This is a genomic window from Acuticoccus kandeliae (assembly GCF_003073115.1).
In genome coordinates this window covers 113,754-127,212 of record NZ_QBBV01000006.1, presented here as the reverse complement: position 1 = coordinate 127,212, position 13,459 = coordinate 113,754, and the positions used below count along the sequence as shown (strand labels likewise).

Sequence of the window (13,459 nt, the reverse complement as noted above, 5' to 3'; positions counted from 1 at the left end):
AAGGCGCTCCTTTGTAGTCATCCGGTTCGGGGAGAGCGGATTCATGCTGCGCCCCCGGAATCGAGGGCACGATCATCATTTTGGTCGGCTGATGCGATGCCGGTTTCATTTGTCGCCGCCGCGAAATCCCGCGGGTCTGTCACAGCAGCGGGGGAAGGCACAGCCGTGAACGAGGAGATGCTTGTATTGGGACCGACGGGTGCCTCGCTCCTCGTGTTCGTAGGCGCAGCGCTAGGTGTACTGGAGCCGTACGGATCTCGGAGGGGATGCCCCCGATGACCCCGATGCGTTTCGGGAGCCTGAGAACCTTGCTGAGTGAATTCCTCAATATGCCATCGTCCAGCGCCACCGGGACCTGGCCTGTAGCTGCATGTACTCTCTAGTCGTGGCTCCGTAGTGGCATCGGGGTCATCGGGGTCATCGGATCCATTCGAGGCCGTATGACCCCGATGACCCCGATGTGTTTCCGCCTCTTCGGATTTTTGGAGCGCGTAGACCGCCACGCCGTGTTTGCCTGCGCCTGCTTGGCGGACCAGCACATATCCCGACATCCGAGTTCCGGTCAGGCTCGCCAGCCGCTTCGCCTGGTATTGGCGGCCCCGTCCTAGGGGGTCGAGTGCGTCGATCACGGGGGCGGCGAGGTTCCTTTGCGAGACCACCGACTCCCCATGGTGCGTGTTCCAGAGGCTAAATAGCTCTGTGATCTCTGCTCGTTGCGTATCGCGGGTCTTGGTCTCCGCAATTCGAGCCACGGGATCCTGACACCCGAGTGCCACGAGTGGGTCTCGCACCCACGAGGACCACGTCTCGAAGCTCCCGATGGGAAGTCCAGCTGGGAGCTCATCTTTTGAACAGCGCCCCCACCGCCATATGGTCAGCACGGCCGCCAGGATCTCGCGGCGCTTGTCATGACAAATCGCCTTGATGTCGGTTTGGAATGACCGCAACTCCGGGTTCTCGGTTCGCGGATCCAGCTCGATGATCAGGAAGCGTCGGACTAGGTCTTCCGCCAGCCCCAGGCCATTGCCAGTCAGGACTACGAAGGTCGATGAGTTCAAAGGCACCATTTGCGACCGGCCGAGCAGACGAATGCGCGCCGGGCGCTCGGTCAGAACGCTCGCAAGGAGGTCAGACTTCAGTGTTCGGTTGTTCAAGTTGTCGAGGAACAGCGCTGGACTGGCCTCGATGAGTTCCGCGGCGATTCGCTTTTCCAGCTCCTCCTGCCCTGAACCACCGGAAACGGCATGAGGCTCTTGTCCGAAGGCGATTTGACAGATGCAGCGGACGAGCAGCCCCTTTCCCGCGCCCGCCCCGGACATGGACGCAGCGCCGATGAGGCAACCGGGCGCCAGAGTGAGACTCGCGCGGCAGACGGCGGTGAGAAGCGCGGCGAGGAAAGCCGATTCATCCGCGCCGGGCGGCGATTCAATATCGACAACCTCGCCTCCGCGCGCATCACGCAACACCTTGGCGTCGCTGAAGCAGAAAGTCCTGAATAGCTCCCGTATGTGACGGAGTGCTGCGCGGGCGTCCGCGATTGTGGGACGCTCAGGAACGAGGTCGGCAACGTCGGGCACGTTCTCACACCACAGGCCGGACCGCGCGTCGTAGCCGACCGCCGCGTGGATTGACCCGTCTTCGCGCAATACCGGCGCGCGAGTGATGCCGTTGAGTATGGGGAGGTTCAGTGCACCGTTCCAGCCGAGGTACATCTCGGCGATAGGCTTGGGCAGTTGGACATCAACCTCGCGCTCGCCCTCTCTGTTCGTCCTTATTGCGTAGGGACGGCACTTACTGTGGGCGTGCAAGATGAGATCGCCCCCGTCCAGCACCCGGACGCGCGTCCCGCCTTGCACTGCGTCGGGGTAGAGGCGAACAACTGCTCCGCGGTCGTAGAGGCCGCCGGCCATCGCGAGGACGTCGCGCAGGTTAGACACAACGATGTCAGGGCTCGCACGGTCCACCAGCAAGCGGGGCTTAACCTCCGCGAGCGTTTCAGCACTCTCGTCCGGCTGGTCGATCGCATCAGTGATGGTTTTCAGGTTGTCTTCCGTCGGATCAATCACGCGCCCGCTCCCGTGCTCACATGGCGGCCCAGGAGGACGTCGTTGAAGTCAAATCCGGCAGGAGGCCGGGCGATCCGCACACTGATGCCGCAACGCGTCCATCGGCGTAAGCAATCTTGCGCAGCGGCCTCGCCAGGTTTGTCGCCGTCGGCAAGAATGATGACATTGGTGACCGTCTCGGGGACATCGAGCGCTCGTAGGCCTACGGTGCAGAGGGCGGCCCAGGCGGGCTTACCTGTTGCTTGCATTACGGAGAGGCAGGTTTCGATGCCTTCCCCGACCATGAGTTCATCGCCCGGTTCAGCGAGCCGTACGGCGCCTCCCCGGCACGGACCGAGCATCATCTTCGCGGAGCCTACGGGCGCCTTTTGAGATCCATCTCGTGCGAGAAAGGTCCGATGGATTGCGACGGGTTCGTTCGATCCGACCCGATGGACTGCCGCGACCATGCAAGGCCAAGAGTCGCCGCTCGGGTGGCGCAGCGCCGGATGGAAGCGAATCGACGGTGGGATTGGGAGCGTGATGCCGCGAGAGGCCTGGTATGTCTCAACCAGCGTCCCCGATGCGGGACGAGTGGCTGACCATATCCGCCGCCAATTCTGTTCGCGATCCTCGGAGGGAGTGGGCCTCGCCCGAGCCACAGCGTGGATCGGAGTTCGTTCCCTCTGCTCGTTCTTGTGGTGCTGCGACGCAGGCCAGTGGCCCATCCGCTTCAGCTCATGGATCACGGCGGCCTGGGGGCATCCGGCGAAGCAGTGGACAAGGACGGTCGTGTTTTTCCCATCCGTAATTGAGAGGCTGGGAGTGCGGTCGGCATGAGCCGGGCACACTGCCATCCATGAATGGCGACCTACGGGCTTTGCCTTGAGCGCTTTTGCGAGTGCCTCAGCGCTCATGGCGGCGACCCCTCTCGTCGGAGGTCAGCGGATCGTCGGGGGATGATGCCGTGTCGTTGGTGCACGTCTGGCGGGGGCCGATCCTCGCCGTCGCCCAGCGATCAAGATCCTCGGCAGCGTAGACGGTGTAGCGGCCCGCCTTATGAAAGGCGGGTCCGCCGCCTACACAGGCAAGCTTCGCCAGCCACTTCGGAGAGCAGGAAAAGCCATAGTTCTCGCAGACATATTGGGCAGCGGCCACACGGCTGAAGTATCGCGTCGGTGGAGGAAGTTGAGCGGGCTGCTTCATTTGCCGTCTCCGGTGGCGCCCGCAGAATCACGGGGTCATCACCGGAGATACAGGTCGTCACATGCCCGAAATAGAGGCCCGAAATTGCTCTGATCCGGTTATTTCGGGCCTTCTTGGGCCATACGATACGCGCGATGCTGGTCGCGGATGTTGTTCCGAATCGTCTTCACGGTCGGTGCAGGGACGTCGCGATGGTGCGCGGTAAGCCAGTCGAGCAGCTGTTCGGCTTCCCTCGCCAACTTTCTGGAGGCCAGACCGTTTTCGCACCGCCTCGTGAACTCCGCCTGGACAAGGTGCTTTGTTGTTGGGCGGCCCGCAAAACCACTGTGCGTAAGGGGATTGTGCCCCGCAAAGGGCTGGTCGAACGCCCAGTGGCGGGCGATGTGCTCTGCTCGCACCATGATTGTCGACCAAACCGGTCCGTCTTGATTGCAAATGGAGTCGCCGGCCCCGCTGCTCCAATCGGGCTGGCCGAGGTCGGGACAGGAGACAAGCGTCGCAGGGCCGCCCGCCGGAACGCCCAGGAATGAATGGCACTCGAAGGGATAGACGATCCGGATTCCGGCGAGTTGATAACCTTCGATGCGTTCAGTCGCGTCATTTTGCGTCCCGATAACCTCGACCTCACCGGAGTAAATTCGCGCGAAGAGCTGGCTGTAAGCGACGCGCCAGGGATCAGGAGACCAGTCCACGTCGGTCGATGCACCCTGCGTCGCGATCCACTGAGCTGCGCAGAACAGGGGTATGTAGCCGCCCTCTGCCGGTGAACGCATTGGCGGTGGCATTTCGGGCAATTCAACTCGTGCGGACCAAATGCGCCTGATCGCTACGGCCTCCAGGAGGACGTTCTGGTAGCAAGAGCGGCTTGGAAATACGTCGCGATCCATAAGCACATCGCGACCATTTTCGGTTGTGGGTTTGAGATGTTCCCACTCGGAGGGGGGAATGCGTGTGTGCTCTTCTGAGTGGCCATCGACCGCCGTCGCCATGACGGCGCCGCGGCGTAACGCGGCCCAAAGCTGTCCTCTGGCTTCGGCAAGTGGGACCACGGAAATGGCTGTGGGTTCCGTTTCATCTGCAAGATGATCGCAGAGCAGCATCTCGACGACGGTGCCTGCCCTGCGCCGCTTGAGGACATAGCCTTCGTAGTCCGGTTGACCTCTTCCGTAGGTCCAGAGTTCTCGTCGCCAATCCCAGCAATGTTCGACGTATGTGTCCCACCACTCTCGAACCTTCTCGGGTGTACGCCACGCAATCCAGGCGATGGCCATGGGCAACGTCCAGGTCGGCTCTCTCATGGGCTCGAATGCGTCGTGGTCGGGTGTCGATGCCAGCGGACCACATTCGAGCCGAGAGGCCTCTTCCTCAGCCTGTTCGGGGGTCAGCTCTCCAATGCGAACCTGCTGCAGGAGGTCGCCTCTCTGATTAATGATCCGTTCGTCATCGTCGGCATCCCCGGTCATTATTCCCCCCGACCAAGTGCCTCGTCGGTTGAATGGGACGCGCGTCCCTCCGACGATTGTCGGCGCCAGTATGCGGGAAGTTCAGGCTTGCACCAGCCGGGCCTCAATCGCCGTGCGCGGGAATATTCGGCATGACGCATCAAGGGTTTCGCCAATCACGGTTTGCGTTCGAATAAATGTGCGGAGATGAGCCTCGAACCCCGAAGCGAGGGCAATTCTCCGCTCCAAGATGTACAGGTAATCTGAAGAAATTTGTAGAAAACATAAGAAACTATGACTGAGACGAGTGCGTTGATCCGGTTGTAGTCTGTGGCGAATATTTGTCCGTCGTTACGGATCGTGGTAGAATTCAACTGTGTGATTGTGCTCAGTGCTTGATGTTCAGGGAAGCGCTTGAGCGCCGATCATTGTCCGGAGCGCCCGTTCGTCCGCGGAATTCTTGCTCGGGGTGAAGTCTGTCGTTGGCCGATGAAATGCGTCGATGAGTTTGCGTATGCAGAAGTCCACTGATGATCGGCTTGCCGTTGAGTATCGCTCGACTGACAGCCTCATCCCCTATGCCCGGAACGCACGGACCCACTCCCCCGCGCAGGTGAGCCTGATCGCCGGGGCCATCCGCGAATTCGGCTTCACCAACCCCATCCTCGTCGATGGCGAGAACGGCATCATCGCTGGGCATGGCCGCCTGCTGGCGGCCCAGCAGCTCGGCCTCTCCACCGTCCCGGTCATCGAGCTTGGACACCTCATGGAGACTCAGAAGCGCGCGTACATTCTCGCGGACAACAAGCTCGCGGAGCAGGCAGGCTGGGATCGCGATCTGTTGGCCCTCGAAGTGGCGGACCTCTCCGAGCTTGGCGTTGATGTCTCCTCCCTGGGCTTCGCGGGTGCCGAGATCGATGCGCTCCTGGCCGCCGATGGCGTTGATCCTCGCGAGGAAGAAACGCCAGGGGTTCCGGACATCCCCGTCTCCCGGATGGGCGATCTGTGGCTCTGTGGGCGGCACAGAGTGCTGTGTGGGGATGCGACAGATGCGGAGGACGTTCGCAGGCTCCTCGACGGCGTGGGCCCCACGCTGATGGTCACGGACCCGCCCTATGGCGTCTCGTATGAACCCGAATGGCGGAACACGCGGGCAGGGAGCCACACCCGTCGTCTCGGGAAGGTGAAGAATGACGATCGGGCCGATTGGCGGGAAGCCTGGGCGTTGTTCCCCGGGGAGGTCGCCTATGTCTGGCACGCTGCCCTCAACACCACTGCCTTCGCGCTCAGCCTCGAAGCGAGCGGCTTCGACATCCGTGCGCAGATCATCTGGGCGAAAGAACGCATGGTGCTGAGCCGCGGCCACTATCACTGGCAGCACGAACCCTGCTGGTACGCGGTGCGGGGCAGGGGCCACTGGTCGGGTGACCGGCGCCAGACGACGCTCTGGCAGATCGCGAACCGTGACCAGGACACCGCCACCGTCCATGGCACGCAGAAGCCCGTCGAGTGCATGCGCCGGCCGATGCTGAACAACTCCTCGCCCGGTCAGGTGGTCTACGACCCCTTCCTCGGGTCAGGAACCTCGCTCATCGCGGCGGAGAGCATCGGACGTGCCTGCTTCGGCCTGGAACTCGATCCTGCGTACGTGGACGTCATCGTCAGCCGCTGGGCGTCCTTCACGGGTGAGGAGCCGATCCTCGCGGAGAGCGGGCAGACGTTCGGCGACGTCCGAGCCGAGCGGCTCCATCAACTCGTTGCGGCGGAATAGAGGAGGGGAGCCATGCGCGGACGCAAGCGCGTTCCAACCGCCATGAAGCGGGCCAACGGCAACCCGGGCAAGCGCAAGCTCAATGAGAACGAGCCTCAGCCGCCGAGCACCAAGCCTTACTGCCCGGAGCATCTGTCGCCGACCGCGAAGAGGGAATGGCGGCGGATCGCGGGAACACTTCACGAGATGGGGGTGGTCACGTCCGTCGATCGCGCGGCATTGGCGGCCTATTGCCAGGCCTATGGGCGGTGGGCCGAGGCGGAGCAGAAGCTCGCCGAGGGGCCGACGCTGATCAAGACGCCCTCCGGCTACGTGCAGCAGTCTCCGTGGCTTGGGGTGGCGAACCGGCAGATGGAGCTGATGGTCAAGTACATGTCCGAGCTTGGGATCACGCCCGCCTCCCGGAGCCGCATTGCCCTCCCGGATGCCGTGTCCCAGCCGGTGACGGTCAAGATCGTGAGCTTCAGCGACGTGAAGGTGGAGCCGGAGATGAAGCAGATCGATCTGTCACCCACGGCCATCTCGGCGCAGCACTGACCTCCATGGTCCACCAAAGCCGCGTGATGTCCCTGGTGGAGGCTGTCACCAACGTGGCGGTGGGCTATGGCCTCGCGATCGTCACGCAGCTCCTGCTCTTCCCGCTGTTCGGGCTGCCGGCCGATCTCGGGACCGCCGCGGCCCTCAGTGTCGCGTTCTCGGCGATCAGCATCGTTCGAGGATTCGTCATCCGTCGCATCTTCGAGCGGCTGAGGACACCTTGAGAGATCTATCCCGGCTATAGAACACCCTTGAGGCGCTACACTCTCCTCGCGCTCTGAGCGTACAAAACTGCGCAACCAACGTTAGGCAGTTCTGTACGGAGCCGATGACCCCTATGACCCCGATGCCATTCCGCCTCGTCGCCTATCATCGCGTCTCCACGGCCCGGCAAGGACGCAGCGGGCTCGGCCTTGCAGCGCAGGAGGCGGCGATCATGGCGCTGGCGAAGGATCGGGGCGCGGAGGTCATCGAGACCTTCACCGAGATCGAGAGCGGAAAGCGATCCGATCGTCCTGAGTTGATCAAGGCACTGCAGTTGGCACGGCTGACAGGGGCGACGCTCGCCATCGCCAAGCTCGATCGCCTGTCTCGCAATGCTGCGTTCCTTCTTACCCTTCGCGACAGCGGCGTGCGTTTCATCGCGGCCGATATGCCCGAGGCGAATGACCTCACGGTGGGCATCATGGCGCTCGTCGCCCAGCAGGAGCGGGAGGCCATCGCGAGGCGCACCCGTGAGGCCCTGGCGGCCGCAAAGGCGCGCGGTACAAGGCTGGGTAATCCGAATGGGGCCGCTGCGCTGAGGCGCGCCCAGAAAGGCAACGAGGCCATCCTAACGGCGATCGCGGACAACACCCAGGCCTTCGCCGACGAACTGTTGCCGGTGATCCGGGGCATTCAGAGCCAGGGCGCCACCAGCCTCCGCGACATTGCCGCGGAACTGAACGCGCGTGGGATCCGAACTCGCCGAGGAGCGAGATGGCACGTTTCGAACGTTCGGAACCTTGTGCTGCGTATCGCTGAATATTAACGGGCAACGCCTTCGCACGGTGCGGGATACGTATGGTTCGCGGCTCGCTAGGGCGGGGACCGTGCCCAATCGCGAAATCGCACGACCCATCGAGTTCAGTCATGAAACTCACGGTGATGGACGAGGGGCGATATGGTCGGCATTCAGGCGCCAGCAGACGCGCTCGGCGAGGGTGGAAATGATGTCTCATGGCACGATGAGCTTCGTGGCCGGATTGCTCGTCGCCTTGTCCTCCGGACCAGCTTTCCCCCAGGCCTCGGCAATTCCTGACGAATGCGACCTCTACACCTACCGCGCGACCGTCACACGCGTCATTGACGGCGACACCGTCGTGGCGGACATCGATCTCGGATTCCACGTTTGGAAGCATGGTGAGCGGCTGCGGCTCTATGGGATTGATACACCAGAGATTAGGGGGGAGACACGTCAAGAAGGTCTTCGCGCTGCTGAGGCGTTACGGGAGCTTGTCGAGGGAAAGGATGTACTTCTTTGTACGGTCAAGGACTGTGCTGACGGCTTTGGCCGCTATCTGGCGCGGATCTTCGTGATCGATGACAAGCCCTTCAGTGTGAACGCCTGGCTCATCTTGAACGGCTACGCCGTCCCTTACGTCCCGAAGGGGCGTTGCAAGGCGGAAACGCCTGTCGGCGAGCTCGAGGGATTCAACGACTGACCCACGTTTTCGCGCAGTCGCGCGCGGCTTAATGCAGAGTCCGACTGGGGACCACTGTCGATCCGTTCTTCTCGAATAAATAGCTGACGGGTATCTGAAGGATCACTGTAAGCGCCGCAAGTTTCGACGAGTTGACCCTTCTTGATCCCCGTTCATACTCATTCAATGTCTCGGGCGAGATGCCCAACTTTAAAGCGACAACGTCTATCGGGAGCTTGAGTTGTCGTCGGCGCAGTTTCAGTCGCCGTCCGATCTGCAGATCCAGTTCGGATTTCGCGTCGGTCAAAACGGCCTCTCCCAATTTAGAAATAATTTATGGTTGCAGAACCTTCTATCAAAGGGTGTCAAGAGGCGCAACAACACTGACAAGCCAGAGCTGTCCGTTCCGGAGGGGCGCCGGTGAGGGCTTCAGCCCGGCCTTGAGCTTAGCCACGATCAATTGCTCGACGCGTGGCGAACGGTGTCAGCGTGAGGCGCTCGAGGGGCTCATTCGCGTAACTCTCATAGAACGAATGGACAATGCTTCTTAAAGAAAAAAAGTCGGAGGCCTGCTTATAGAGCTGGGTCTCTCTGAATGTTAGGCCGAAGCGTTCCGCTACGAAGTCGAAAATCGGCAATACCTGATGATGATAGAGGCGATCTGGCATCGCAGTAACGTCAGTTCTTCGTGGTTTCGCGTCAATATGCATCAGAATTTGATGCATATATCTGGATATCATGAATATAGAGGGGTGGTTCATCGTATAGAAGAGGCGCTTGGTTTTGTAGAACCTCTCGATAAGCGGAACCGACTTAACCGGCATGTCCTCTTCACGAGCCTTCAGCTCGGCGATGGCCTCGGAGTGGATCGAGAAGAGTCCGAGTTCATCAAACCCCTCGAAGCTGAACCGAGACACGCATTCGTCGACAGAATGGCCCCGCTTGAAGGAGTCGAGGATGACCACACTGTGATATGGAAGCGGGCCTGGCACACGTGAGGCACGCGAACCAACATAGCAGCAATCGGGGGTGAGGCCTCGATAGTGCAGATTAGTGACCAGGACGAGCTTTTCGCCAAAACGGTCTCTCAGTGCCTCCGGGGAGAGCTGCGGCAGCGCAGTCGGTTGGGCGAAGACGAAATCCGCGCTCCTTGCTCCGTCAAGGAAGCGCTCCTGCGCGTCCAAATCGGTCCAGCTAGGATGGTCCAGGCGAAACTGTTCGACCTCGGCTTTGTTCAGCGCCTTCTGAAGATAATCGGCCGTCGGGTTCGATTGGCAATTTTGAATCGTGGCAATCTTCAATGGAAGTTCATCTCTTCAATGCCGACGGCTGAAAAGGCGTCATTAGATCGTGGAGGGCGCTCAATCGGTCGCGCCTTGACACAGGCTAAACCGCTCATCCGATATTGCAATAAGGTCGCCGGCAGCGGTTCGGTTCTGCTCAAATCGGGCACAAGCATATTGTCGCTCGGAGGTTGCCAATGCTCTCGAGCTCGGGGCCATGCACCATTTCGGTCGGGGGAGGGTGGGGCTTCCTTGTTGAGGTTGCTGGAGAGCGATTGGTGGTTGCCGCCGCGCACTGCCTTCCCGGGGTGCCAGGATCGACTCCCCGCCATGATAACTCATACGCTGTCACCTACGAGTTTATCCTTGGCGAGCTCGACGGGGATCTTGGTGTCTCGGCGAGGCTCATACTCGCCGATGCGGGCGCTGACATAGCCGTCCTGGGAAAGCCGGCAGAGGGACGCTCGCCCGAGCTCGCCGCCGAGTATGACAAATTCGCTGGTAGATTTCTCCCGCTCCCCGTTACTTCGGCTGAGGCAGTCGCATTTGGCTACGTTCCGCTGTCAGGTGGTGCCTGGATAGGTAGCCGCATCGTCGATCAGGATGAGCGCTTCCTCGACCTCCTTGCGGATTCAGGATCGCTTAGCGATGTGTGCTCCGGCGCGCCCATCGTGACGGCCTCAGGGGCTGTCGTTGGAATGTTCCGGCGAAATGCGCGTCAATCAAGCACTCGACCTGGTCCACATCCTAAAGTTCGTCAGATCTTGTCGATGGTAGCTGAGGTGAAGGACGCCACGCCGCCGGCTGGATCTGACTGAACCTGACCATATAGGTTGGCCTCCTTCGCGTGGCTGTCGCCACGTGCGACCTGGAGGCACTGGTACGCAGGACGATCTACCGCGATGGGCTCATTCTCTTCGAGGACGAGGATGTCGAGCAGGCGCGGGGAGCCGTCTCACACCCAGGCAGCGCCAGTTTCGATTCGCGTGCCGTCTTTCTCGGCGCTACGCTTCCATAGCCGAAGCCAAATGGGAAATGTCGAATGAAGCGGTAAGCGCCGGCCGCCTGTCCGGAGCCTTTCATACACCGGGCGCCCCACGTCCGGCGAAAGTCACCGGCGGCTGGCGAGGAGGAGGAACTCCGCCGCCGGATACCAAGGCCTGAACCCGACCGAGGAGACCCCGATGATCCGCCCGCTTTTCACCAGCACCGCACTCTGCGCTATGGTCACGGCCGCTCCGGCGCAGGAGGCACTCCCGCCACTTACCGCAGATAATCTCGTCTTTTCGGTTGAGAACATGGATCGCAGCGCCGATCCCCGACAGGACTTCTACCGCTATGCGGCGGGCGGATGGATGGACCGGGTAGAGCGTCCGACACGGTTTCCCACCTATGGGATCTTCACCATAATGAACGACCGGCTGTCCAAGCAGGTCGCCATCGCAGCGGCCAAAGCAGGGAAATCCGCCGCCGATCTGCCCAAGGGGTCACCTGCCCAGCAGGTCGGGGATTTCTACAACGCCTTCATGGATGTCGATGCCATCGACGCTGCCGGGATCGAACCAATCCGCGCCATGTTGGACGAGATCGACGCAATGTCTTCACTCGCCGACATCACACCGTTCATGGCGGCGCAGGCTGCGACCTCCGGTCCCGGTCTATTCGTGCTCTTCGGTCCGGGGCAGGACCCGGAGGACAGTGGCAAGCATGCGCTCTACGCCGTCGGTCAGAGCTTCGGGATTGACCGCCATTTCCTTGAGCTGCTGCGGACTGAGCCGGGCGACAGTGCGCTGATCCCCTATCACGACTATGTCCGGAAGCTGATGGAAATCGCAGGGTATGCTCCTGAGGATGCCCTTCGGATCGCGGACAAATCAATCGCCATCGAAACGGCGCTATACAACGGGTTCCTGACGCCGGAAGAGTTCAAGGACCCCAAAATGCGGTCCTCCAAGCTGCCCTTCGATGAAGTCGCCGCCCAGGTGCCCGAGATCGACATCCCCCTTTACCTGGAGATGATCGGATTCGAGAAACCGGACGAATTCGTAATGTTCCAGCCCCGGGCGCTGACCCGTCTGTCCGAGGTCCTGCGCGAGACACCTTTGGGCGACCTGAAGGACTACATGACCTACCGGATCGTTCAGAACTACTCGCCGTTTCTCGATACGGAACTTCTCGAGCCGAAACTTAACCTCTTCGAAGCCCTAATCGGCGCACGGCCCGATCAGCCACGGTCGGAGCAGGTGTACGACCTGCTGAAGGAAAAGATGGGGCACCCGGCCAGTAAGGTTTTTGTCGACCATTTCTACCCTGAGGGGACGAAGGAGGACGTGCTCGACATGGTCGATCGGATCAGGGCCGTGTTCCGCCACCGGATCGAGAACAGCCCATGGCTGTCCGACACGACGAAAACTGAGGCGCTGAACAAGGTCGACAATTTTTACTACAAGGTCGGATTTCCCGACAAATGGATCGACTACAGCGGTGTGGAGATCGGCCACGACCCGGTGGCCAATGTGATCGCACTGGGTCGCTTCGACATGGAACGCACCATCGATAGTCTGACCCGGCCGCCTGAACACGAAGAGTTCAACGGTGCGTCAACTCTGCCGATCGCGATGAACGCGGCGTACACACCGCAGATCAACGGGTTTGAGGTGACGGCAGCGATCACCATGGCGCCGGCCCTGTCGCCGGACATGGACGCGCCATTGAAATTCTGCCGGATCGGCGCAGTCATCGGGCATGAGATGACCCACGGTTTCGATTTTGGCGGCCGCAAGTATGATGCGACCGGTAATCTCCGAGACTGGTGGACACCCGACGACACGCAGGCTTTCATTGTCGAGGCGAAGAAGCTGATCGAACAGGCCGACAATTTCGAGGTTCTCCCGGGACTAAACATTAACGGCGCGCTCGGTGTCGGCGAGAACATGGCTGATGTGGGCGGCATCACGCTCGCCTACGAATCGCTGAAAGTCTACCTCGAGGAGCATCCCGAGGAGAATGTCGAGATCGACGGCATGTCGCCTACCGAGCGCTGCTTCGTAGGTTGGGCGCAGTTCTGGGCGTCGAAACAGACGGACCAGTTCCTGCACACAATCGTCACGAACGATGGTCACGCGCCGGACTTCTACCGCTCAGTCGCCGCTCTTCAGCATCTGGATGCATTCTATGAGACTTATGGGATCGTCGAAGGAGACCCGATGTGGTTGCCGCCGGAGAAACGTGCGAGGGCCTGGTGAGGAGCTCGGTCGAGCGCGCACTTGATAAGGTGCGGACTGAGTTCGCTTCTGCCCTGCCTACGGACATTCTGGCCAAGCCTTTCGAGTTCCCAAGAGGAGGGACAAAAACGCAATCACTGCGCTCTTTGAAGGCGTGCCGGCCCCGTAGCGCAACTATTGCCGGCATAGCCACCCACACGCCCTACGCGTGACTCTCCACCTGCGGTATTCTCGAACTATCCCGCAAGCTGAGAGTTCAATGTTCCGAA

The 13,459-nt window shown here is 61.1% G+C and carries 13 protein-coding genes; 7 read left to right on the top strand and 6 right to left on the bottom strand.

Translation table 11 applies throughout. The features are described from left to right. Nucleotides 1–41 precede the first annotated feature (41 nt). The 4 genes from DBV35_RS30420 to DBV35_RS30415 form a co-directional block, all read right to left on the bottom strand. Nucleotides 42–2,066: a hypothetical protein gene (locus tag DBV35_RS30420; protein WP_157962048.1), complete on the bottom strand. Its 2,025-nt coding sequence runs from the start codon at nt 2,064–2,066 to the stop codon at nt 42–44. Beyond that, on the bottom strand, nt 2,063–2,773 hold the full coding sequence (locus tag DBV35_RS31505; RefSeq protein ID WP_425428503.1) for a DUF7146 domain-containing protein: 711 nt from the start codon (nt 2,771–2,773) through the stop codon (nt 2,063–2,065). Before DBV35_RS31505 ends, DBV35_RS30420 begins: the two co-directional genes overlap by 4 nt. A 178-nt stretch (nt 2,774–2,951) precedes the next feature. Beyond that, nucleotides 2,952–3,251 carry a hypothetical protein gene (locus tag DBV35_RS28520; RefSeq protein ID WP_205648926.1) on the bottom strand — a complete coding sequence of 100 codons (300 nt, stop codon included), beginning with the start codon at nt 3,249–3,251 and terminating at the stop codon, nt 2,952–2,954. A 98-nt stretch (nt 3,252–3,349) separates the two neighbouring features. Further along, nucleotides 3,350–4,714 (bottom strand): hypothetical protein, encoded by a 1,365-nt coding sequence (locus DBV35_RS30415; RefSeq protein WP_157962047.1) that lies wholly within the window; start codon nt 4,712–4,714, stop codon nt 3,350–3,352. A gap of 493 nt (nt 4,715–5,207) precedes the next feature. On the opposite strand from DBV35_RS30415, the gene DBV35_RS28510 reads away from it, so the two are divergent. From DBV35_RS28510 to DBV35_RS28490, 5 genes are all read left to right on the top strand, one after another. Next, nucleotides 5,208–6,464: a site-specific DNA-methyltransferase gene (locus DBV35_RS28510; protein WP_108663876.1), complete on the top strand. Its 1,257-nt coding sequence runs from the start codon at nt 5,208–5,210 to the stop codon at nt 6,462–6,464. Nucleotides 6,465–6,476: 12 nt separating this feature from the next. Then, the gene (locus DBV35_RS28505) at nt 6,477–7,001 is read left to right on the top strand and encodes a phage terminase small subunit P27 family (protein ID WP_108663811.1); all 525 of its coding nucleotides are present in this window, start codon (nt 6,477–6,479) and stop codon (nt 6,999–7,001) included. Between the two features lie 5 nt (nt 7,002–7,006). Next, nucleotides 7,007–7,225 carry a DUF7220 family protein gene (locus DBV35_RS28500; protein WP_211100070.1) on the top strand — a complete coding sequence of 73 codons (219 nt, stop codon included), beginning with the start codon at nt 7,007–7,009 and terminating at the stop codon, nt 7,223–7,225. Between the two features lie 113 nt (nt 7,226–7,338). After that, nucleotides 7,339–8,031, top strand: a complete 693-nt coding sequence (locus DBV35_RS28495; RefSeq protein ID WP_211100069.1) for a recombinase family protein — start codon at nt 7,339–7,341, stop codon at nt 8,029–8,031. A 181-nt stretch (nt 8,032–8,212) separates the two neighbouring features. After that, complete coding sequence (locus tag DBV35_RS28490) at nt 8,213–8,704, top strand: thermonuclease family protein (protein WP_205648925.1); 492 nt, start codon at nt 8,213–8,215, stop codon at nt 8,702–8,704. A 28-nt stretch (nt 8,705–8,732) separates the two neighbouring features. On the opposite strand, the gene DBV35_RS31500 is transcribed toward DBV35_RS28490, so the two are convergent. Both DBV35_RS31500 and DBV35_RS28480 read right to left on the bottom strand, forming a co-directional pair. Beyond that, complete coding sequence (locus DBV35_RS31500) at nt 8,733–8,990, bottom strand: helix-turn-helix domain-containing protein (RefSeq protein WP_157962046.1); 258 nt, start codon at nt 8,988–8,990, stop codon at nt 8,733–8,735. 139 nt (nt 8,991–9,129) lie between these two features. Continuing rightward, nucleotides 9,130–9,984: a WcbI family polysaccharide biosynthesis putative acetyltransferase gene (locus tag DBV35_RS28480; protein WP_108663809.1), complete on the bottom strand. Its 855-nt coding sequence runs from the start codon at nt 9,982–9,984 to the stop codon at nt 9,130–9,132. Nucleotides 9,985–10,163: 179 nt separating this feature from the next. Here DBV35_RS28480 and DBV35_RS30410 point away from each other — a divergent pair, with 179 nt between their 5' ends. Further along, complete coding sequence (locus DBV35_RS30410) at nt 10,164–10,784, top strand: S1 family serine peptidase (RefSeq protein WP_157962045.1); 621 nt, start codon at nt 10,164–10,166, stop codon at nt 10,782–10,784. A 366-nt stretch (nt 10,785–11,150) separates the two neighbouring features. After that, nucleotides 11,151–13,211, top strand: a complete 2,061-nt coding sequence (locus DBV35_RS28475) for a M13 family metallopeptidase (protein ID WP_108663808.1) — start codon at nt 11,151–11,153, stop codon at nt 13,209–13,211. Nucleotides 13,212–13,459 lie beyond the last annotated feature (248 nt).